At 57.3% G+C, this 23,539-nt stretch carries 12 protein-coding genes; 1 reads left to right on the forward strand and 11 read right to left on the reverse strand.

Annotated elements, in window-relative coordinates:
* Window positions 1–49 precede the first annotated feature (49 nt).
* From K227x_RS14830 to K227x_RS14880, 11 genes are all read right to left on the reverse strand, one after another.
* The gene (locus tag K227x_RS14830) at window positions 50–1,057 is read right to left on the reverse strand and encodes a threonine ammonia-lyase (protein WP_145170612.1); all 1,008 of its coding nucleotides are present in this window, start codon (window positions 1,055–1,057) and stop codon (window positions 50–52) included.
* Window positions 1,054–2,001: an amidohydrolase family protein gene (locus K227x_RS14835; protein WP_145170614.1), complete on the reverse strand. Its 948-nt coding sequence runs from the start codon at window positions 1,999–2,001 to the stop codon at window positions 1,054–1,056. The genes K227x_RS14830 and K227x_RS14835 overlap by 4 nt, the downstream gene beginning before the upstream one ends.
* 39 nt (window positions 2,002–2,040) lie before the next feature.
* Entirely contained in the window at window positions 2,041–3,252 is a 1,212-nt protein-coding gene (locus K227x_RS14840; RefSeq protein WP_145170616.1) for a M20 family metallopeptidase, read from the reverse strand.
* The gene (locus K227x_RS14845; RefSeq protein ID WP_246146819.1) at window positions 3,249–4,502 is read right to left on the reverse strand and encodes an MFS transporter; all 1,254 of its coding nucleotides are present in this window, start codon (window positions 4,500–4,502) and stop codon (window positions 3,249–3,251) included. The genes K227x_RS14840 and K227x_RS14845 overlap by 4 nt, the downstream gene beginning before the upstream one ends.
* Window positions 4,503–4,645: 143 nt before the next feature.
* On the reverse strand, window positions 4,646–6,115 hold the full coding sequence (locus K227x_RS14850; RefSeq protein ID WP_145170618.1) for a DUF1501 domain-containing protein: 1,470 nt from the start codon (window positions 6,113–6,115) through the stop codon (window positions 4,646–4,648).
* Complete coding sequence (locus K227x_RS14855) at window positions 6,112–8,805, reverse strand: PSD1 and planctomycete cytochrome C domain-containing protein (protein WP_145170620.1); 2,694 nt, start codon at window positions 8,803–8,805, stop codon at window positions 6,112–6,114. The genes K227x_RS14850 and K227x_RS14855 overlap by 4 nt, the downstream gene beginning before the upstream one ends.
* A gap of 205 nt (window positions 8,806–9,010) precedes the next feature.
* A complete protein-coding gene (locus K227x_RS14860) occupies window positions 9,011–9,889 on the reverse strand; it encodes a polysaccharide biosynthesis/export family protein (RefSeq protein WP_218933254.1) in 879 nt (292 codons plus the stop codon).
* 78 nt (window positions 9,890–9,967) lie between these two features.
* Window positions 9,968–13,825 (reverse strand): AsmA-like C-terminal region-containing protein, encoded by a 3,858-nt coding sequence (locus tag K227x_RS14865; RefSeq protein ID WP_218933255.1) that lies wholly within the window; start codon window positions 13,823–13,825, stop codon window positions 9,968–9,970.
* A gap of 12 nt (window positions 13,826–13,837) precedes the next feature.
* Window positions 13,838–16,066 carry a mechanosensitive ion channel domain-containing protein gene (locus K227x_RS14870; protein WP_246145817.1) on the reverse strand — a complete coding sequence of 743 codons (2,229 nt, stop codon included), beginning with the start codon at window positions 16,064–16,066 and terminating at the stop codon, window positions 13,838–13,840.
* Between the two features lie 123 nt (window positions 16,067–16,189).
* Window positions 16,190–17,380, reverse strand: coding sequence for a magnesium/cobalt transporter CorA (corA, locus tag K227x_RS14875; protein WP_145170626.1), 1,191 nt, complete (start codon window positions 17,378–17,380; stop codon window positions 16,190–16,192).
* Between the two features lie 88 nt (window positions 17,381–17,468).
* Complete coding sequence (locus K227x_RS14880) at window positions 17,469–21,308, reverse strand: mechanosensitive ion channel domain-containing protein (protein WP_246145818.1); 3,840 nt, start codon at window positions 21,306–21,308, stop codon at window positions 17,469–17,471.
* A 367-nt stretch (window positions 21,309–21,675) separates the two neighbouring features.
* Here K227x_RS14880 and K227x_RS14885 point away from each other — a divergent pair, with 367 nt between their 5' ends.
* Window positions 21,676–23,448: a redoxin domain-containing protein gene (locus tag K227x_RS14885; protein ID WP_145170628.1), complete on the forward strand. Its 1,773-nt coding sequence runs from the start codon at window positions 21,676–21,678 to the stop codon at window positions 23,446–23,448.
* The last annotated feature ends 91 nt before the right edge of the window (window positions 23,449–23,539 follow it).

Genomic DNA, 23,539 nt, shown 5'->3' on the forward strand with positions numbered 1-23,539 from the left:
GTTGGTGACAGACGGGATCAGGCGGGAAAGCAGAATCGGCCGCTTCGGATCAGTTGGTCCAATCGCGGAAATCGTCGGCATCGACGTTGCGGCCGCTGACAACCACGACGATATCGCCATCGCCATCGGTCGCGACTTGATTCGACAACAGCGCCGCGGTGGTCACCGCACCCGAAGGCTCGGTGCGTAGCCCATGATGCTGCTGAATCCACTTCATCGCATCTTTGGTTTGATCGTCCGAAACGGTGATAGCCGAGGACACTTTGGACTGCATGATGGGCCAGTTGTGGGTTCCCACATCGTAGGAAAGCAAACCGTCACAGATGCTTTCGGGCTTCTCCACGCGGATTCGACGTCCGGCTGCAAGCGAACGGGCAAAGTCGTCGGCGCCACTTGGTTCGACGGCCACGATCTGGGCCGCCGGAAACCCGTCCGCGATCGCGAGTGCATGCCCGGCCATCAAACCACCGCCACTGACGGCACAGACAAACTGAGACAGCCCCCGGCCTTGGCGTTTTAGCTCGTCTACGATTTCCAGGCCGCCCACTCCATTGCCCGCGATCACATTCTTGTCATCGTACGGCGACGCTTGCACGGCGCGTTCGGCTTCCGCAATCTCGCGAGTCAATTGGTCTCGCAGCCCGGTCACGTGATCAGTGGACTTGTCATAGGTGCGAATTTCGGCGCCAAACGAACGAGTGCGTTCAAACTTGATCTCGGGTGCGTCATCCGGCATCACGATGATGACTCGCTTGCCATACGCATGTCCGGCAAACGACAAACCGGATGCGAAGTTCCCAGACGAATGCGCTGCGACCGGACGATCGCCAATAGATTCTGCGTTTCTGGCCATCCAGTTAAGCGCACCGAGCACCTTGAACGACCCAACCGGTGTCCAACCGTAATCCTTGATCCAAACGCGTCGCCCCGCCGCTAGCCCCAGGGCGGATTCCAGTGCATAGGAACGGACCATCGGCACCGGCGAAAGGAATTGGCGAATCACGCCTTCGGCTGCCCGGACGTCGGCAATCGTGGTGATGTCGTGGGTCTGTGTCATGCGAAGAAGACCTTCTCGGCGGTGCCTCTTAGCATCCACTGTTTGTCGGAATCGGAAAGAAAGCCGATCCGATCACGCACAAGCGCAATCGATGCTTGGTAAGTATGCGGAGCGTCGACTTGGTAGGGACAGTCGCTCGCCCACATCAAACGCTCTGGGCCAAAGCTGTCATAGACCTTGCGGATCATGGGCTTCAGGTCGTCGTACGGCGGTGTTTTCATTCCCAGCGCGTAAAAAGCCGACGTCTTTACGTGTGTATTGGGATGTCGTGCCAGCTGACACAGATTCGCCAACGGTACCGATTCGATCGTTCCCGAAACACCAACGCGAGCAAAGTGGTCAATCACGACGGTGGTTTCCGGGTAACGTTCGCAGAGTGCATCCACGCTGGAGATGTCCTGCGGGTTGATCAGCGGACAAATCGCTAGCCCGCGCACAGCCGCCGTCTGCCAAAGCTTCGCCATTCCTGGATCGTCGACCCATCGATCCGTCTTTCCGTCGGTCGGAATGCGGAATCCTCGGACGCCCTGTTTCTGAAGTTCGTCGATGCGATCGACCAAGTGCTTGTCGCGAAAGTCGATCAATGCGACTCCCGAAAAAGCCCCCGGATGCGTCCGCATCGCATGCAGCATGTAACGATGATCAAACTCATAGAAACTCATCTGAATCAGAACGATGCGTCGCACCCCGACTGGTTTGCATTGATCCAAAAGTTGGTCGGGCGTGAAGCTGGCCGGTTGCATGTCCGCGACCTTGAATCGCGGACTGATGGGATACTTCGCAACGTCCGGTGTCCAGACGTGAACGTGAGCATCAATCCACCCCGGATCGGTGTCGGATTGGGCGCCCACATCCGCGGCCAAGCCAGTGGTTGCGACGGCGGCGGCGGCGGCACCGGTAACAAGAAAGTCCCGTCGTGACGGACGGGCGGATGAAAAAGTCATGGGGCGTCAAATCCTGAATCAAAGGAGTCAATCACGATGTTAGGCAAGCAAAAACCGACGGTAGATTTCAGCAGCTTGGACAACCTGGCTGCATTCAATGTACTCCACCGCTGCGTGCGCCTGGTCGATGCTTCCGGGGCCCAGGATCATGCTGGGAATCCCCAACGCGCCGAACTTGCTGGCGTCACTGCAGAACGGAACACCAGCGGGGGTTGCATCCAAGTTCATGTCTTCCAGAACCGACACGATGTTGCGGACAGCCTTCGACGACGCGTTCGTTTCCAGCGGCCGGTCGCTTAACATCGGCGGCTCCATCGTCACTTGCATGGAAGTCTGGTTGACGGCGACCTTGTCGACTAGATCCTGGTAATGCTGCAGGACGGTTTCGCGAGTTTCGCCAGGCAACAGCCGGCGGTCAATTTCGATCTCGCATCGATCGGGAACGAAATTGATTTGCACGCCACCACGGACGACGCCGATATTGCAAGTCGCGGGGCCCAGCAGCGGATGCGTTGACTTTGCCAAACGGCGTGTGTCCGATTCGATGGCGGTGATCACGTGCGCCATGTGCTCGATCGCGTTGACGCCCAGGTGTGGCTTAGCCGAATGCGACGAACGGCCGGTCGTGACGATTTTCCATCGCACCAAGCCTTTACTCGCGATCACTGCCCGCAGGTCCGTGGGTTCGGCAATGATTGCCGCGTCCGCCGTCCACGGATGGGTCGGTGAACTTTCCGTCGTCAGGATCGCGGCATCCACCGGCCCGGGTTCTAGCGAGTCGCACAGCGCGACGACGCCACGATACGAAAATTCCTCGTCGATGGTGGCGGTGAAAAGCACATCGCAGGGTGGTGTGGTCCCGGCCGACACCATGGTTGAAACGGCATTCATCATGGCCGCCATCCCGCCTTTGGTATCACAGGATCCACGTCCGTACATTCGCCCCTGACGAATCTCGGGTGTCCACGGCGGGATCGTCATCCCTACGACTGAAACCGTGTCCATGTGAGCTTCCAGCACGATTCGGCGACTCGAATCCAGACCGGGGACCCGTGCGATCACATTGGGGCGATCCGGATAAACCTGTTGACGCCAAGTTTCGATCCCACGCTGCGTGAAATAGCGATCGACGTAATCCGCCATCTCGGCCTCGGGGACACCGCCGTCATAGTTCGGATTGACGCTGTTGATCCGGACCAAATCAGCCAACAGGCTGACCGGGTCATCGGGACTGGGCGATTTCACGGTCATGGATTCTCCTGCCACTTGATCTCTTGTATAGGTCCAACCAAAAACAGATACGCCACAATGCCAAGCATCACGACCCCAGCGGCGCAGTAGAACGCTGTCTGGTAAGAACCGGTTTGTTCCACCGACCAACCTGCGACCAACGGCGAAAGAACACCGCCCATATTCCCCACGCAGTTTTGAATGCCGGTCCAACTTCCTGCCGCGGGACCAGCCATCGTCTGCGTCATCGCCCAGACGTTCGCGGTGAACATCCCCAATGCGGCGCAGGAAGCCGCCAACAGCGCGATGCACATGGATGCGGATACCACTTTGGTCGCGGCCACCAACAACACCGCGGCAATCCCCAATCCGCACAGCGCGATCGATTTCCTTGCCAATGTGGGGGATCGTCCTGATCGAATCAAGCGATCGGCAGCCCATCCCCAGAACACCGACGACATGGCCATCGCCAAGAATGGCAGCGCGGCCAACACGGCTGTTTCCTTCAAATTCAATCCATGCACGTCCATCAAATACGATGGCAACCAAGTCAACAAGAAATACCAGACATAGCCCAGCGAAAACATTCCTAGCGAACTGCCCCACACGCTGCGGTTCATCGCGACCTGTCGAATTCGCGGTCGACCGGCTGGTTGCGCCCCGGCGGCGTGATCCTGTGGGGAACGCGAGGGAATCATTTTGATCCAAGGCACAAGCCACACAAGACTGCCGATGCCCAGCGTGATGAACAGGGCACGCCACCCGAACTGGTCCACCAAAAGTCCGCCAACCAGAATGCTAAAGGCCGGTCCGATTTTGGTCCCGGCGTCGATCAGCGAATTGACGGTCCCTCGTTGTTCTTCCCGGTAGTTTTCGACAACCAGTCGAGAGATCGCAGGATAGGCCGCACTTTCGCCCAGTCCTAACAGCAACCGTACGGCGATCAGCGAGACGAACCCGCCGACAAAACCGGTCAGCGCCGTTGCGATCGTCCAAATCAGGAAACCGCCTGCGTAAACCCACTTGACGTCGTATCGATCGACCAGCCATCCAGCAGGCAACTGCATCAACGCATAGGTCCAAAAGAACACTGACAACAGCAATCCCTTTTGGGACGGCGTCAGCGAAAACTCGGTTTCAATGTCACCAATCGCGACCGACAGCGCGCCTCGATCGATGTAGTTGACCAAAATGGAAGTCACCAACAGAACCAGCAGCACCAATCGATAGCCGCTGATCGATGCAGATGCTTGCTCGGGTTCGTCTGTCACGTTGATTCTCTGTCGAATTAGAAAGCGGCACGGATGGGCAACAAGATACCAGAGATCGATGGCCCGATTGCGAAAGGAACGGACTCAAACGGCGAGACAGCACAGGCCGTTGCACCCGAGCCCTGTTCACCGTCGGTGTTCAACTAGGCGATCACATCATGGATCACGTGACCGAAGTCTTTTTCCAGACGTTGCCGACCGGGAATGACCAGTTCGTGGGGATTCAGCCCGAGTTGGTGCAACACGGTGGCGTGGATATCGGTGACATAATGCCGGTCTTCAACGGCGTGGAATCCCAGTTCGTCGGTGGCACCGTGAGCCATGCCACCCTTCACGCCGCCACCGGCCATCCAGACACTGAATCCGTAGGGATGATGATCGCGACCATTGGACGACTGCGCGCCGGGAGTCCGCCCAAACTCGGTGGCCCACACCACCAATGTTTCGTCCAGCAAACCACGTTGTTTCAGATCTTTCAGCAATGCCGCGATCGGCTGGTCCGTCTGTTTGCACAGTTTGCTGTGCCCCGCCTTTAGGCCACTGTGGCTATCCCACTGCCCTGCCCCACCATTGCTGCCGTGATAGACCTGGACAAAACGAACGCCGCTTTCGACCAATCGACGTGCAGTCAACATCTGCCGACCGAACACCTTGGTCTCGGGTTGATCCAGACCGTATTGCCGCTGCGTCAACGCGGATTCGTCTTGCAACCTGACCACTTCGGGAACAGCTGTCTGCATCCGAAACGCAAGTTCATAAGATCGGATCCGGGCTCGCAGCGCATCGTCATCCGGGAACTGGGATGACGAAAGCTGGTTCAACTGACGCAGCAGATCGAATTCACCGGATTGTTCTTCCAAAAAGACGCCGCCGGGCGGGGCCGCGTATGGCAGCGGAGTTTCCGAATCGATGTCCAGCGGCACCCCGTCGTATTGAGGCCCCAGATAGTTCGCACGATGGCATTCACGACCACCGCAACAATCGGCAACGGGTGTTCCCATCACAACGAACTGGGGCAGGTTGTCGTTGAGCGACCCCAGACCGTAGGTGGCCCAGGAACCAATCGTCGGAAAGAACCCGTCAACACGATGCCGCCCGGTGTGGAATTGCAACTGCGCCCCGTGGTTACTGTCCTCGGTCCACATCGACCGAATCACACAGAGGTCGTCGGCACAGGTGCTGACGTGCGGAAACCAGTCACTGATCTCAATCCCGCTTTCGCCTCGCGGTCCAAAACCAACCTGCAGCGGATAAATCTCGTTGCGGATGAATCCGTTGTTGGGGTCGAAGGCCACCACGCGTTCGTTTGCAAGATAGGGAGAATCCAAGACGTTAGCGTACTTGGTTTCCTTGATCGTTTTTCCGGCTAGCTGAGTCAATTGGGGTTTGGGATCGAAGGTCTCCATGTGGCTGGCACCGCCAATCATGAACAACCAAATCACGCTTTTGGCTTTCGGCGCGATCTTGTTCAGTCCGCTATCGGCGATCGATTCCCCGTTCAACAGGCTGGACAACGCGATGCTTCCGAAACCCAAACCGAGGTCTTGTAGGAAGCCGCGACGGTTACGTTCAGCAAACGCACTGGCTGTGTTCTTTCCGGAATTCATGGTCATCGCACCGTCACAAAATCGTTGTGGTTGAACAGAACGTGAACCAGGTTTTCACGTGCGCGTAGCTTCGCATCGGTTGCGGGCGGCACCGTCGATTTTGCGGTGCCGGTTGATTGCGAAAGTTTCTCGGGGCTGGACAGCAACGTTGCCTGTTGGACCAAGAACGCCTCGCAAGTGGACCGCTCGCTTGGCGTCGGTGGCCGCCCAAGGATCGCCGCATAAGCCTGGCTGACGAACGATGGATCATCAGCGGCTTCGGAACTTAGACGCGTTGCCGTGTTGCGAGCCTGATCGATCGCCAGCGGGCTGTTGGCCAGTGCCAGTGCCTGTTGAGGGACGATGCTTTCGGACCGCCGATAACAATCGGTCGGATTGGCTGCATCGAAGACGACCAGCATCGGCATCTGCTTCTCGTAGGCATGTCGAAAATAGATGCTGCGTCGCAGGATCGTTTCGCCCTTGCCAAAATCAATGTCCTGGCCGCCCATCGTGCGGTCCAAGGTGCCCGCAACCGCCAGCAGGTTGTCGCGAACCTGTTCGGCATCCAGACGGCGAACGTTGGATCGCCAAAAATGAAGATTGTCAGGATCGATTTCGGCGTTCTTTGCAAACACGGGCTGCGATTGCGGCGCCACCGAGGAAGCGAGTCGGTAGGTCTGCGACTGTAGAATCAATCGATGGATGTGTTTCATGCTCCAGTCGTTTTCGACCAATTCGACCGCCAACCAATCCAGCAGTTCGTGGTGAATCGGGCGTGGCGATCGCAGACCAAAGTCGTCGACGTTCTCAACCAAGGGCTCGCCAAAGTAACGCATCCAAATGTGGTTAACGGCAACCCGCGCGGTCAACGGGTTTTCCGCATCGGTGATCCAATTGGCAAGCGCAGTTCGTCGACCACTGCTGGTCGCTGGGTAGCTTTTACCGACCGGCGTGAACTTGTCGTCGGTGTTGACCGATTGAACGGATGCGTCGACAAGGTTCTGTTCCGATTCCGCAAGCTTTTTGGCGGCAGCATCAACAGCTGCCTTCTTCTTCGCCTCGTCCGCTTCTTTGGATTCCTTTGCGTCGGCCAATGCCAACCGTTGCTTCAGCACGTCCAAAAGCGACTGTTCGAAACCGAGTTTGCGCTCGGCATCCGCCGCCTGGACGGCGAGTGTCTGACTTTGCTCGGGATCGCCGTTGGATTCGGTGGACGATTTCGGCGTCGCTACCTGAGCCGTCGCTGCGGCCCAGCGTGATTGAACGGAAAGAAGACTGGCTCGGGCGACAGTCACCTGTTGTCTTGCGATCGCGGCCGATGCACTGTCGGCGTCATAGTCTTGTTTTGCCTCCGACGCGGCGAGTGACTTCCGCGCGGCCTTCAGCTTTCGATCTGCGGCCGCGAGTTCTTCCGTCTGGATGTAGCCGCGCAGGTAGGGTTTCGATGCGAGATCGGAAAGCGGAACCGATTGAATCGCAAAGGGGGCCTTCACGATTTCCGGCACGGACGGATCTAGCGGCCGATCTTTGTCTGGGTTCTTTTCGTTGCCGCGGATATACAGATAGGTTTCCGCATCAAGGTCGGCGTCGTAGGCGCGGGGTAAGCCAAGTTTTCCGGTATCGGGCTGACCGGCCAGCCGTTCGGTCCGGACATGGTGCGGTTGGAAGATGGCTCGGAACGCGTAGTATTCCCGCTGCGAAATGGGATCATACTTGTGATCGTGGCAACGAGCGCATGCGATCGTCATCCCCAGGAATGCTTTGGCAGTGTGTTCCACGGTCGCATCGAGCCAGATATCACGATTGCTTTTGTGGAAGTTCCGCACCAGGAATCCCGTGGCACGCAGCACGTCAAGATCCTCTGACGCGATCTCGTCGCCCGCCAACATTTCCCGGACCATCGTGTCGTAGCCCTTGTCCACGTTTAGCGATTCGATGATCCAGTCACGCCAATGCCAGATGTGACGTTGGCTACCGCGAAGTTCGTTTTTGTAACCGTCCCAATCGCTGTATCGCCAAACATCCATCCAGTGCCGGCCCCATTTTTCGCCGTAGGCCGGATCGTTCAACAAGTGATCGACTCGTTCGTTCCAAGCAGCGTCCGATGGATCCGACACAAAGGCCACTTGATCGCTTTCCGACGGTGGCAACCCGGTCACATCAAAGTGCAAGCGACGCAGTGCGGTCGTCGGATCTGCTGGTTGAACGGGGGCCAATCCGCGCTCACGCCACTTGTCGAACATCAACGCGTCGACGGGATTCGTCGACCACGGATCGGGCACATCCGTCGCCAGTTCGGGTTTGGCGGGCGGTTGGTATGCCCAGTGTTGCCGAGGCGATTCAATGACCTCTTCGTCCGGCGGGCTTGGTGCGCCCTGCTGGATCCACTGGGTCAGTTGTTTAATTTGCAGCGAACTCAGCGGCGTCCCCTCTCCATCGGGTGGCATCCGCAGGTCAGGATCGGATGTCGCCACGCGTCGAATCAGTTCGCTTGCCGCCGGATCATCCAGATCCAACAGGCCGTTGTCGTCTTCGTCACCGCGGATCAGCGATCCCGCATCCAGTCGGATCCCGCCCTCTTGCTTCAGAACGCCATGGCAGGCGCCGCATTTCTCTTGAAAGATCGGCTTGATGTCCGCTTCGTAGTCGACATCCGCTCGGAGGTCCGAGCAGACGAAAGCAAACGCTAGAGCGGCAATGAGGGATCGCGACATAGGTGGGACGTCTGTTGCGCGGGAGGTGGGAACCGCCTAGCGTAACGTCCACGGTAGTGCCGCGTCTACTATTTCTTGACAGAAGGGGCCAGTGAAATCACAGATCGCCCTGAAATTGGAACGGTTCTTCAGGGGGAACATGCCGATTGGCAGCCATGCATCAACGACTGTACGCCTGCTGCCGTCGCGACGCGTTCAACGAATGTCATTTCGACTTATACTCGCGGCAATGAGGACAGCTCTTTTCGTTGCCCCACGACACGCTCTGCTTGACGTCTTCCCAAAGAGTCAGGCTGGGAACGTAGATTCGGTCGCCCGGCATCAATTGATAGTTCGTCGACACATCGCCCAGTTGCAGGATCTGCTGGTAGCACACGGGCATGATCTGACGAGGATTGCTGGCGGTCTGTGGTCGGGTCAGGATGATTTTGTGATCGTTGGAACGATCCGACAATCCGCCTGCTGCGATGATCGCGTCCAGCACCGTTTCGTGACCGACCAACGGATAGGATCCCGGTGCGTTGACCTCTCCCATCACGTAAAACAATCCGCTCTCTTTATTCACTAGCCGTACGGTGACACCATAATCGACGTTGTCATCTTGACCGTCGTCATCGGAACCACCATCGCGGTGCGACGCCAGCGCGATCCGGTGCAGACGTTTCTCGGATTCTTGAGCCGTGACGACGTTCTGCACCCGAGATTGAATCTCTTCGGCAGACATACCGGCAACGGTTAGCCGCCCGTAAGATCCCAATTCGATGGTTCCGTCCTGTTGCACCGTTTGGTCAGCCGAGAGCCGAACCGGCGAATTGAAATCGTTCGGTTCGATCACCAGCACGTCGCCGGCCTCCACGCGGTGTGCTGGCAATGTCAACTTGGCCAGTTCGGTAGGCACGCCGTTGGGATGCCCCGCCGATTGACGCAAATCCTTGGCGTACGAAAGCAATGAGTGACCACCGGCCGAAATCGGCAACCCCATCGACGCGGCGGTACGGCAACCCGACTGAGTCATCAGCGTGGCCGCCAACAACAGCCAAACGGCGATCGTACCGGATGGCCCAAGGATGGCGTTTCTTGACACGCACGGTCGTCCGCGCCGCGTCTGAAGCGATTGATCTGCAAGGGAGTGGTTCATCTCTAAGTATCCTCTGGAAACGTCTTAGCGTCGTTGTGTTTTGGATTGGACGTCGGACAATCGGTCGGCTGAAACGCCAAGACCGGTTGTCAAAAAGAATTGGACGGCTGATTGGCTTAACTGTTTTCCTGGCTGCAAACGCAGCGTCGGGTGGTTGGCCGTGCCGCCAACATGAACGTTGACCACACGGTCCTTTAGCATCTCGTTGGCTCGGACCAGCAAAGCGACCGGCGCGGGTGCTGCCATCATTAAGGGTGAATTCATCAACGAAACCAGACCGTCGGTGGGGCTGTCCGACTTTGTGCTGGCGACCACGTCCATGTTCAAACGTCCCTCGGTCGTCGCAGTCCCGGTCAGGATCACTTGGACGTTGCTTTGGTGCAGCGCCATTTCGTCGATATGGACCAAACCATTTCCGATCCGACCATGCACAGTCCCACCGTCTTGGTCGCGTCCTGGAACCGGCGGCGACAGCGTCATCATCGTGGGAAGCTGGTTCAGGATGGGGATTTCCAACGCCTTGATGTTTTCCATTTGGAAGTCGAAGTTCCCGACCAATTGTTTCGGGGTACGAGCGTTCTTTGCGCGTAGATTGACGGTTCCGTTAACCATTCCCGACGCGGGCGATCCACCTTGCATCAGTTTCGACAAATCAACTTTTTCAACTTGGACCGACGTGTTCATGCTAAGGCTGTTGGCATAACTGCCATCGGACGCGATTCGCACGTTCCCACCACCCGTCGACACGGTACCGGCACGGCATTGCCAGCGCGCGGTTTGGCTGGCCTGCGAAAAGGACCAATGGACGGGGAAGCTGGCACGACGCACCGAGATGCCACCGGCGACCATGTGTTCGGCCGAAACATCGGCGCGACCGGTCAACGTCGGGGCAATGCGCCCACGCAGCCGAACGGTGCCCGTTCCCGAGATCCCCTTCACACCAACGGCAGTCGTGGCTCGCCGCAGATTGACGTGACTGGCAGACAGGTCGAAAAGGCCCTGCGGAACCGAAGAAAAATCAACATCGGCGGTGCCCGATAAACGACCATCAGCAAACCGTCCAGAAACCTCGGTCAATTCGACTCGCGTGGGATGGACCACAAAATTCGTGGAAATGCGATTGGAAAGCTGGCCATGCCCCCAACGAACATCCTCCACCGATCCGGTCACAGTGCACAGGTGCCGCCCGTCCCAAGCCGACTGCTCTCGCGTGACGTCGCCTGAAATGGTCGCGTTCAACAACCGAAGTTCTCGACCAAGTCCGGCGGCGCGAACCAAACGATCCACCGGCAACGAGGAAAGCTTGGCTTGGACCGTCAACGGGATCTTGGATAGCGGATGCTCTGCAGTGCTGAAGTGCTTGATCAATGAACCAAGTCCACCTTCGATCGCGGCACTGAACCGACCGCCGGCCACGTTTCCTTCGCTGCCGATTCCAAGATCGCCCGCACTGATGGAAATGTGAGCGGCGGATACCTCGATCGGCAACTGGCGCAGCGACGCTTGTCGACTTCTTGCCCAGGCGTCACCCGAGAGCGTTTCGATCGATGCGATCGACGTTACCCGGAATCCACCCTCCAGCGACCCCGTGCTGGGAATCGGTTGACCGGTCAACGCGACCAACTTCGGCAGTTCGATCCCCGAAAATTGGCCTGCGACCGTCGTTTGTGTCCAATCCAGGTTCGTCATCAAGGCCGTTGCATCAAATTGCCCGCCCAAGAAGTCATCGGACTGCGTTCCAACGGACAGACCATCCAGGTCAGCGTGCCAATTCAATTCAGCGTCACCGATGCGTCCGCCGGCATAGCTCGCCTCGGTCAACGACGCCTTTCCGGAGGCCAGCAGCGCAAGCGATTGGCCACCGATGTCGGTCCCCACTTCGAACGCGCCGCGAACCGTGGCAAGTCCTCGAGCGGGAAAGCGACTGCCGGAAAATCGCGACAGCAGGTTGCCGACATCGCCGAGTCGAACCTGATCGATGTTCATGTCGCCACGCAATTCAATTCGATCGGCCACGCTACCAACGGTTTGAATTTTGCACGTGCTCCCTCGCCATGAAACCAACAGTGGCGTCATGCGAATCTGTCCGTCCTCCAGACGCGTGCTGAGGTCCACGTCCGAGACGCGTTCGCCAGCGATGGAAACGTCGGTCGACAACAATCTTGTCCCAACCTTCCACCCGGTGGGTTTCGTCGCGGTGTCGAGGGTCGAACTGGCAACGGCACCGAACTTGAACCTACCGGTTGGATGAACGCCTTCGAGGCCCAACTGTTTTCTGACAGCGTCGGTCAGTTCCAAAAACGCCTCGGCCGATGCTTCGATGGGACGATCGCCGATCAAGGACGCAGACACGTCCGTCTGCAGTTTCGCGACGGTAAGGTTGGCACCGTCGATGACGTGAAGTTCGCCCGATGTCAGTTTGGCAACACCTTCGCTGAGGGCAACGGCGACGGTCGCGTCGTTGAGTCGCAGCCCAGCGATCCCCACGCCCGCGGTCGCGACAGAACCTGCGGCAACGTACGTTTCGGGCTCAGCAGCCGTGCCGAGTGGGATCTGAAAACGACCCGACGCTACCAGTTGCCCGATCGCATCGGGTAGTCCTAGCTGACGAGCGATCCGATCGAGTTCAATGACACTCGTGTGGACGTCGCCACGAACCTGGCCAGAAATTTTCGTAAGGTCACGCGGATCAAGAACCGAGTTGGCTGCTAGGTTCGCGGTCACGTCTGGAATTTGAATTCCCTGGAACGAAGTATCACGGACCTGTCCATCTGCCGTTCCATCGAACTGAATCCCGTCCGGTCCCCATTTCCAGGCTAAGCGAGCTGCTGCACCAAGCCTGGATTTCAAGTCCTTGGCAGATGGAATGTGGCGAGTGATCCCATGGACGGGGACGTCACGCAGATTCAAGGTGACCTCGCCGGTCGGATGGATCGCGTTTAGGTCGGCATTCGCCAACACTTCCAGGACTCCGCCGATGGGGTCCGCATGGGCCGCAACCGATAGCCGCCCACCTGCTTGGGTGACAGCCAACTGAAAGTGTCGACAAAGTGTATCGAAGCGACGCGAATGAACATCATCGACCGATACATTCAGCTTCAGACCGTGGCTTCGAATGTCGAGGTCGTTGGCCGGATGGTTGCCAAGCAAGTCAATCTGGATCTGCGCCGACAAGGGCTCGACGGCCAATTCCGCGGGCACCAGTGGCAGCATCGCCAACTGGGCTGAATCGATGTTCAGATCCGCGATCGACAGTCTAGAAACGCCCGCCAACGAATCTGCGTCCAGACGGACGTCGAATGAGATCGGTGATCCTAGAAAGTCTGGGACTGACAGGTTCGCCGCGATCGATTCGTCAAACTTGGCTTTGACCGAGACGCCTTCGACTCGGAAAGAATCGCGACCGTCTTGATGCACCAACAATGCGGCATCGTGGACCAACAGACGAGCGATCGGAATCTTCCCCATGGGTGCGGTGGATTCACTTTCGCCACCACTGGGAAATTTGGATACGAGATTACCCGACTGGTCGAAACGCACCTGCATGACCGGAGCGTCCACGGAAACAAGATCGATCCAGATGCCGTGTCGAATGCCTTGCCAAGGGGACGCGACAACACGAACCTCCCCAACCGATACCTGGACAGCGTTGTCCATCGCGGGCTCAAAGACGCGAATGCCTTGCACGGCGACGGTTGACCATCCAATCGAAACATCATCGATCTGAACTTCCGTTGCCAGTACCCAAGACGCGACTTGGATCCCCAAATGCCGCGTGATCGAGTTGCGTGCAAGCACCAACATCAGCAGGGCGAACCCCGCCACGATGGCAAGCCGTTTTGCGATACGGCTGGTCAGAAGTTTCGTCAATCGATGGATCACGAGAATGCCGACCTACGATCGTGGCAGGCGATTGTTTTCACCACCAACCATTTGGATGGGGATCGGATTGTCGGCCATCAGATGCAGATCCCGTTGTGGGAAGGCAATCGATATCCCGTTTTCGCGAAACATACGATCGATCGCGAGCCGAACTTCGGTTTCGACCTTCCGCATCTGAACGATCGAACGCGCATTGATCCAAAAGTGCACCTGAAACGCCAACGCATTGTCGCCAAAGTCATTGAACCAGACGAAGGGACGCGGCCGATCGTTCACCAACGCATTGTCGGTCGCTGCTTGTTCCAACAGTTGCATGACGAGTTCCAAATCGGAACCATAGGCAACGCCAATGTGAATGGACGTCCGCAGGCGGTCATCGCGACGCGTCAGGTTCACCACATTGTTTTCAAGGAACTTGCTGTTGGGGACAATGATGTCCTGATTTTCGCCAGTTCGGATGGTGGTGCTGCGGGCGCCGATGTTTTTGACATTCCCGTAGGTATCGTCGACCATGATCAAATCCCCGGCTTTGATGGGGCGTTCGGCCAACAGGATCAGTCCGCTGATGAAGTTGTTCAGAATGTTTTGGCTTCCAAAACCAATCCCGATCGCGATCGCCCCGCCCAGAAACGTAAAGACGGTCAGCGGGACATGGGCATACCGCAGGGCGGCTAAACCGAACCCGATCATCAGTGCATAAAACGCAAGCGATTCGATCGCGTGGGCGCCTGCTTCTTCGACACCGATTTTCGGCAGTCGGTTCCCCAAGATGCTGCTGATCAATCGTGCAGCGAAGTATCCAAACAACAGGAACAACAAACTGCTAACAGTCTTCCCGACGGTCAGTGACGTATCATCAATGGACGTGAGTTCATAGTTCCAAAGTCGGTTGATGGTCGTCCAGCTATCACTAATCCATTCGTCCAGGCTACGCGCTGGCGTGCCCGCGATGTCAACCTTTAGTCGGCTTAGAGCGCGGGTTGCACTATCCAGGCTAAGCATGCCTCCGTTGTATAGTTCGACCTGCCGCGACAGTGAATTGTAGGTGGCGTCCAACCAACGCTTCAGTGCCTCTTTCTCGACATCAAGGCCATCGATCCTGCCCGCGACCGCACCTTGAACTTCGCGAGTGTCCAACAGTTTCAACAGCTTCGACTGTTTTTCTCTTGCGATCTGTTCCAGCTGTTCGTTGGTTTCTTCCAACCAAGTTTGTTGATCCTTGCGATTGGCTTGCTTGCTGGCGATCAGGAAACGTCGATGCCAAGCGGTTCGCATCAAGGGCAGTCGCTGCAACCGTTGATTGATAATCGTCTGTTCGACCTGGATGGTCTGCTGAGCTGTCTTGAGCGCTTCGACGCGTTGCACCAGGTCTTCCGACGGACTGGGCTCGGAATCCAGTTCTTGCCGCGCTGCCAACCACCGTCGTTCAGCGTACTGAAGTTCTGATTGGATCAACGAAGCTCGCCGTTTCAGATCGCTCTCGCGAACATCCAGTTCAGCTTGCTTCTCGTTCAAAATTTGTTTCGAAAAGACGACGCTGGCTTTCACGACTTCAAGCTTCGCGTCCTGGATCTTGTTCTCCAGTTCGACGATCGCTTGCCCTGCCTCTTCGATCATCAATTGCTGGCGACTGAGCACCAGGACTTCATCGGCAAGCTGAACCTCTAGCTTCAAACGGTCCGTCTTCGGATCCGATTCTGCCTCGGTGGACTCTTTCAACTGTCGAAATTCGCGTTGTTTCGATTCGACCTGTTCGCGTGCCATGGCGACCGAATCACGGGCTGCCAACAACGATGCTTCGGCGGATTCGCTTTTGGCTTCGCCGCTGTTGCGGGCGTCCTGCAGCTGATCCAGCGCCAAGATGGAATAGGGCGGACCGCCATCGACACCCTCGATTTCGACCCGGCCAAGCTCTGCGTCCAAGCTGACCTGTTTCGACTTGGCGTCCTGGAGCGATGCGGTGGCCGTCTTTTGCTGAGCCATGATGACGTCGATCTGTTTCAACAGATCCACTTGGCTCTCGTCGGCGGCGGGCTTGTCGGGCCCGGAGGGATCGCGCTGCTCGTCTTCTTTTTCGGCTGCCTGTTGCAGCAAGGCGACGCGAAGTTCGGTCGTCACCACATCGTGCTTCTGCTGAATCGACCTGGCCGTCAACGGCTCGGGCGGGTCGGATTCTGCCCACACAGGCAACACGATCAGCATCGATAGCCAAATACCGAGGGCAGCGTCACGAAGATTCATATCGCCATCCATGGCACTAGGAAACGACAACTGTTCACGTGAGCAGGTCGCGTGCCCTGTTAGATAGACCAGTTCGAAATCTTGGGTCAAGTCTGCTTCGGTCCCAATGACGCGATTTCGCCATCAACTCAGCCAGCCTTTGCGATACAGAAACACCAATAAACCGCCTGCCATCAACCCCATCAGCCCCAACGCAAACGGGTATCCAAATGCCCAATGCAGTTCCGGCATGTTCATCGCAGACGCTTCACTGTCGAAGTTCATCCCATAGATTCCGGCCACAAAGCTCATGGGAATGAACAAGGTCGCAATGATCGTCAACACCTTCATCACGTCATTGTTCTTTTCGCCCAGCATCGCGAAGTACAATTCTCGCAGTTCACCGCATGTTTCACGGTCCGTGTCGGCTGTTTCGATCAACTGTTGGACATGGTCTTGGCAGTCGCGGAAATACAGAGCGGTATCGCCGGTGATCAGATCCGTTTCGTTCTGGTTGATGTCGTTCATCGCCAACCGATGTTGATTGACGACCTTGCGGACCTGCAGCAGGTCGCTTCGAATCTCATGCAGGTGCAAGGGCAGGCGGCGATCGTTGGCGGATTCCAACATGGCCCCTGCGGCATCTAGCTTGTGACCGTAGTGTTCCAACACGGGAAAATATCCGTCGATGATCGCATCGATGATCGCATAGGCCAAATAGTCGGCATGGCGTCGGCGAATTCGGCCCAGTTTGTTCGCGATTCGATTGCGTACCGGATCCAGGCAATCACCGGGCCGCTCTTGAACGGTGATCACCATCCCGTCGATCAAAAAGATACTGACCTGTTCGGTTTCGAATTCCGCACCTTCGACGTCACCGGCCACCGGCATGCGTGCGACGAAGAACATCGTGTCGCCGTAGAATTCTAGCTTGGCGTGCTGATGCACATTGATCACGTCTTCCATCGCCAAAGGATGGATGCCGAACATCTTGCTGATCTCCTTCAGCATCACGACATCGCCCACTCCATCAACATTGATCCAAGTGACGTCGTTTCCCGCTTTGGCTGGGATCGGCGGCGGCTGGTTCGGTGATTCGGATTTCGTTTTCGATTCATCTAGGGCAACGGGATCTGATTTACCGCGTTTGCGTGCGTGGACCTGCAGATCCTTGGTCGATTCGACCGTTTGGTCCGTATGCGTTTTGGAATCGTAGTGGATCACGCGGATTCGCCCGCGGACGCTACCTTCGTGTGCCACCATCTGGCCCGGGACAGCACCGACCGTGACGGTGGGACGCCGTTTTCGCCGACTGAATCTGGCTTTAAGGTTCATAGCGGAGGGTCACTAGGGAAGGGAGCAGGCAGAGATGCCCAATCGATGACCCAATCGGCCAGTGGAGGGGCGGCTGAGCGAAAAACATCTAGGCAGCATCACGCAGATGCGTTTCAGCGGCATCGGCGGCCGCACTGGAAGTCGCATTCGGTTCGGGAGTTGGCGTTTCGGTGGCAATGACACGCTGCGAAGGCGCGCCAGCCAAGATCCCGGTCGCCGTTCGCACGTGAAGGTCACGCTGAGGAAACGCGATCTCAATTCCCTCGTCACGAAACGCCAAGTTGATCGCCGTGTGCAGTTGGTGAATCGTTTCCAGCCGATCGTCCATGTTGGCCAGGTAGGTCTTCAGCACCAAGTTCAACGCACTGTCACCGAACCCTTCGAAAGCGGCAACCGACGCTGGGTCTTTCAAAATCAACGGGTGATCGTTCGCGACCTTTAGCAACAGTTCGCGAGCCCGGTCCGTGTTTGTCCCATAGGCAACCCCCACCTCGATCACGATTCGGTTGACCTTGTCCGTCAACGTCCAGTTCAGCAAACGCCCGGTGATGAACTCTTTGTTGGGAACCACATATTCTTTGCGATCCCAGTTGGTGATCGACGTAGCACGAATGCGAATCCGTGAAACGACGCCCGTCACTTCGTCTATCGTTACGATGTCACCCACACGGATCGGACGTTCCAATAGGATGATCAGCCCGGCGACAAAGTTGGCGAAAATCTCTTGCAAACCAAATGCCAACCCAAAGGTCAATGCGGTTGCCAACCACTGGATCTGGGACCATTTCAAGCCGATCGTCGAACAGGCAGCGATGGTGCCGATCATCACGATCGCATAGCTGACCAAAGTCGTGATCGCGTAGCGGACAGACGCGTCCACCGGTAAACGCTGCAGCACGGTGATCTCCAACAGCCCGGGACCATTGCGAGACAACACGACGGTCACGATCGCGATCATGATGGCAAAAGCAAGGTCCGAAACGGTAGCGACTTCTTCCGGGACTTTGCTGATCGTCGCAATCGGCGAAGCCTCCGGATCGGTTCCCTGCGCGATCGGTATCATCGATGGCGATGGAACGCTGGCGAAATTCGCGGTGTCGTTCTGAGTCGATTGCGGCCAGATCGGATAGTGGTCCAGCATGCTAAGTGCGGGTAAAACCTGGACCCAAATCAACCACATCCCCATGATGGCACAAGCCAGTAGTCCGGTGCTGATCAATCGGCGAGATTGAAGACTTTGCGCGGAAATGTCTGCTTGCGGATCATCGGTCACGATGCCGGCAACGGTCGTCGAACGGCCTTCGGTTTGGTTTTCGGTCGCGGTCGAACGTTGCCGCAGCTGTTCGATGCTGAGGTACCGACGACGCATCAAAACCATTCGATGCAAGAGCGATCGGATGACGAACAACGCGGCCATGAACACGCAGGTCGCAAACAAACGCGAAGCCAACACCTGCGCGGTGTAGTGATAACCCGCCAACGCCAGGAAGGCTAACGACAGGGGGATCAACGATGCGGTGACGGCCCAAGTGTATTTCAACCGCTGAATCCAACTGCCCGCACTGCGTTGGAAGTATTCGCGTGCGACACCCTTGGGTGACAGCAGCCGGAAAGCGGCAAACGCGATTCCCAGCATGATGACCGAAAACACAATCCGTTCGGTTGCGTCACGTCCTGGATCGCCATGCGCCAAAGCGGTGGTCACGAACGTCAATGGCAGTGCAAAAAGGGTGAAGCTGCGAATCAGGCGGCGAGTCAGTTTGGTGGTTTCGGGTGACCAGCCAAAGTGTGCGACGCCCAGCCCCAACGGCCGGCAAGTTTGGCGAAAAATCTCCATCGCGCACCACATCACGCTCACCGCTAACAGACCGTGCCCGATCGATTCGGTGAAAGCGGTGTTTTCCGAACCTTCCTTCAAACGCCATCCCACAAACGCACACAGCGCCGGCCAGGCTAGCGAGACGATGATCGTCAGTCCGATAGCCTTCCAAGTCGGCGTGATCTCGCGACAGTTCGCTCGGCTGGCCGCCTTTCCAATCTTGGCAATGCGGGCTCGCATCGGATTCCTTCGCACGATCAAGCCTGCGATCGGAAGCAGCAAGGCAAAATAGATCCAAGGGGCATCCTTTGCATCCGAGACGAACACTGTGCCGGCCTCGGACCATTTCGCCGGAGTCACAAGCCATGTGTCCGACGGGCTGATCCCAAAGTCGGCGGTGATTGCACGTCCGCTGCGAATCCAAAGCACGCGTTCGTCGATGTATTTTTCGTACTCGTACGCGGTGGAAAGGACTTGTTGATCGGTCGTGTCCAATTCAATCAGCGTGTCAAAATACTGGCTGCTAGCTCGGATTAGCGTGTCCAAATACTCGGCTTGGCGGGCAATCAGTTCTTTGGCGGCCGCTTCACGCACCGACGGATCCACCTTTGGATCGATCGCCGATTCGCTCAGCATGCTGGCGATCAAGGCATCGGGATCCCCCAGTTCTTGACGCTGATCTTCGTATTCAAAAATCGCGTACTGAATGTCGTTGATCAACGAGTGGCGTTCGGCAACCGCGGCGCGTCGATTACTAACGTTGGGCAGATTGCTCTTTTGCTTTCGCAGCATTGCACCGACGGAACTGGTCAGCCCGACTGAATCGACCTTCTTTCGTGCCTGGCCGAATTGACGAATCAAGCCGTCATGAACCTCTTCGGCCTCTTTTAAATCCCGCTGAGTGGACGCCAGGCTCTCGGCGACCGCCTTGGCTCGCTCGGCAAGCGATTGGTTATGGGCCGCATGTTCCTTCATCGCCGGTGCCGCTGCGATCGCTTCCAAACGCGCCTTTCGGACCGACTGTTCCGCAGCGATCTCGCGTGCCTGGTTGATTTTTTGTTGAAGCAGCGTGATGCTTTTTTCGGTCAGCGAAGCGCCCATCGTTGCGATGTCGATCTTCAGCCTTAAAATGTCGGACAGTTCTTCGGCATCGAACTTGGCAAGTTCAGCCTCCAATGCTGGAAGCTCTTTCTCTAGCGTGACCCGTCGTGACAGCAGTTTGGTGGCGTACGAGTCGCTGGTCATCGATTGCTCGGCTTGCGCAATCGTTTGCAGTTGGGTCTTGGCATCCGCGATCCGTTCTTGAACCTGGGGGACACGGGCGCGAATGTCTTTCCGCCGTTGGGCCCGAGCTTGGTTTTCCGATTCGGCGGCCTGACGAGCCTTTTTCTGGGACGACAGCAACAGTTCCCACTGGGGCAACAGCTGCTCTAATTCCTTCAGGTTCAGCTTTGGATCTAGCGTCGGCTTCTTATCCTTCAACTCGTCCCGCTGTTGCTTCAAACTATCGACGCGGGCAGCGACCGACTCGGTTTCGGCGATGTCGTGCTTCTCGCTGGCCTCTTTCTCGGCCGCAGACTGCAGATTTCGGATCGCCGCCTGATAGTTGTCCTTGGCTTGGTTGGTTTCCGCGTTGACGACGCCCGATTGAATGATCTCTTGGATTGCATGTTCAATCTGTTCGACGGTCAATGTCGAATGCGTGTTCACCAAAGGCGTCGACGCAGGTGGCACGGCAGCCACAGCGACGGGCTGTACCGCCGTCGCAGGCGCAGGGGCGACCGGTTGCAGTGCGGGCGTCGAAGCAGGCGGAACAGCGGCCTCGGCAGCCGCCGCGGGAACATCCGAATGGGGGGCGGTCACGGTACCGGAAGCCAAAATGATCGGTGCCGACACCGAACGCCACTGTTCGGGAGTCGGATTCGGCTTGACGTCTAGCGTTTGGGAATTGCCTAACGCTGGGGAGTCGTTGGACGTTTGAAATTCGTTGGACGCTTGGCGTACGACTTGGGCCTTGCACGTCAGTGCCCCCATCGCAACGACGCAGCAGGCTGCCCGGATGATCGAAATTCCCAACGGCACGGGGCGAAGGCGATCGAAACTGATCAAGATGGGACACCAATGCTTCATGCATGAGGATGGAAGAATAGGTCGCGCGAAGTCGTCAGTCGCCCGATGTTACGACGCTACGGAATCCGCATAATTCGGTCAACACAGAAGTACGCGGCGAAGGGCGTGGCGAAGCGTCCTAAAGGTGGCCGACTGGCGAATTCCGGACCGGCCGCCTGGCCAGCCTGCGTCGAATGAAACCCCGTCGAAACCGCCCACTGGCGACGAATCACTCGCAAACGCAACAATTTGTTACCGAATCGGTGATGCTAAGGGACGCCAAATCGTCAACAATGGACGATTGAGACGAATTCACCGCATTGAAAATGCAACCATCTGATCAACGAACTGGTTTGAAAGATCACCCATGAACCGCTGGAAACTTGCCGCCTGCGGGCTGACCATCGCTCTGTCGACCATTTCGCTTGGCGCTGACCTGTTGGCTGCCGAAACAGGGGCCGATGCGACCGACCAGCAAGCGACGCCATTGGGGACGCATGTCAGCGACTTCACGCTGGACAATTGTTACGGCAAGTCGGTTTCTCTGGCGGATTTTGATTCGGATCCGATCATTGCAATCGTGTACTTGGGCACCGAATGCCCGCTAGCCAAACTGTACGGCCCCCGCCTATCGGATATCCAAAGCCGATACGCCGATCGTGGTGTTCAGGTGATTGGCATCAATTCCAACACTCAGGACAGCCTGACTGAACTGGCCGCTTACGCCCGACGATATGGTGTGGATTTCCCGGTGCTGAAAGATCCGGGGAATCGAGTCGCCGACGCGATGGGCGCGCAGCGAACTCCGGAAGTGTTTCTGCTGGATCGCGATCGCATCGTCCGCTATCACGGCCGCATCGATGACCAGTATGGCGTCGGTTATTCACGCGAACGTGAAGCCAAGCCCGAGTTGACGTTGGCGATCGATGCACTGTTGGCTGGAAAGCCGGTTCCCGTAGCCGCAACCAAAGTGGTGGGTTGCCACATCGGTCGTGTCAAGCAGATCGAGCCGACCGGCGAAGTGACCTACGCCAAGCACATCGCCAAAATTTTCAACGATCGCTGCGTCAGCTGCCATCGGGACGGCGAGATCGCGCCCTTCAATCTGGGGCAGTACGACGACGTGATCGGTTGGGAAGATACGATCCTAGAAGTCATTGACGACAATCGAATGCCGCCTTGGTCAGCAGACCCGCAGCACGGCAAGTTTTCGAACGATGCAAGGTTGACCGCGGAAGAGCGTGATCTGATCGGCCGCTGGGTCGACAACGGCATGCCCCGTGGCGACGACGCCGATCTGCCCCCCGCACCCGTCTTTGCCGACGGATGGCAAATGGATCAGCCAGAGGAAGTGATCGCGATGAACGATCAGTCGTTCTCGGTCCCAGCCGAAGGCATCGTCGACTATCAGCATTTTGTGGTCGACCCAAAATGGGACGAAGACAAGTACATCGTTCAGGCGGAAGCTCGCCCCCAGCGTCGTGGTGTGGTGCACCACATTTTGGTGTACGTGATTCCTCCCGGTTCGGATCACCGTGACCTGCGTCAGGTATTGGCGGGCTATGCACCGGGAAGCCCACCGCTAGACCTTCAAGATGGCGTGGCGCTAAAAATTGCGGCGGGCAGCAAACTGCTGTTCGAAATGCACTACACGCCCAACGGAACTGCGCAAGACGATCGTAGCTATGTCGGTGTCCGGTTTACCGAGAAGTCCAAAGTGCGGAAGCACTTGGAGGGACGCATCGCGGTGAATACGAAATTCAAGATTCCGCCCGGCGATGACAACCACACCGTGACCGCCGACTACGTTTCCAGACAGGACGAACAGCTGTTGAGTCTGTCGCCGCACATGCACCTACGCGGTAAGTCGTTTCGGTACGACGTCGAATTTCCCGACGGGCGTCGCGACACGATCCTGAACGTCCCCCACTATGATTTCAACTGGCAACTGAAGTACGTGCTGGAGAAACCCCTGACTCTGCCTCGCGGCACCAAAGTGGTTTGCACGGCCGTGTTCGATAACAGCGAAGAGAACCTGACGAACCCAGACCCGTCCCAAACGGTGCGTTGGGGGGATCAGAGTTTCGAAGAGATGATGATCGGATTCATGGATACGGTTCCGGTCGCGGAAGTTCGCTGATCGGTGGTTAGGAAGCGTTCCAAATCAAGGGTTGGGCGGACACTTTTTTCTCGCACGATCCCAAGCCAACCGTGGATCAACGGCACGAAGA

It is taken from the genome of Rubripirellula lacrimiformis, assembly GCF_007741535.1.
Taxonomy (GTDB): Bacteria; Planctomycetota; Planctomycetia; order Pirellulales; family Pirellulaceae; genus Rubripirellula; species Rubripirellula lacrimiformis.

What these genes read in the sequence shown, in the direction of transcription:
- K227x_RS14830 (WP_145170612.1), bottom strand. Translation starts at nt 1,057, where the DNA reads ATGACACAGACCCACGACATCACCACGATTGCCGACGTCCGGGCAGCC.
- K227x_RS14835 (WP_145170614.1), bottom strand. Translation starts at nt 2,001, where the DNA reads ATGACTTTTTCATCCGCCCGTCCGTCACGACGGGACTTTCTTGTTACC.
- K227x_RS14840 (WP_145170616.1), bottom strand. Translation starts at nt 3,252, where the DNA reads ATGACCGTGAAATCGCCCAGTCCCGATGACCCGGTCAGCCTGTTGGCT.
- K227x_RS14850 (WP_145170618.1), bottom strand. Translation starts at nt 6,115, where the DNA reads ATGACCATGAATTCCGGAAAGAACACAGCCAGTGCGTTTGCTGAACGT.
- K227x_RS14855 (WP_145170620.1), bottom strand. Translation starts at nt 8,805, where the DNA reads ATGTCGCGATCCCTCATTGCCGCTCTAGCGTTTGCTTTCGTCTGCTCG.
- K227x_RS14870 (WP_246145817.1), bottom strand. Translation starts at nt 16,066, where the DNA reads ATGAATCTTCGTGACGCTGCCCTCGGTATTTGGCTATCGATGCTGATC.
- corA (WP_145170626.1), bottom strand. Translation starts at nt 17,380, where the DNA reads ATGAACCTTAAAGCCAGATTCAGTCGGCGAAAACGGCGTCCCACCGTC.
- K227x_RS14885 (WP_145170628.1), top strand. Translation starts at nt 21,676, where the DNA reads ATGAACCGCTGGAAACTTGCCGCCTGCGGGCTGACCATCGCTCTGTCG.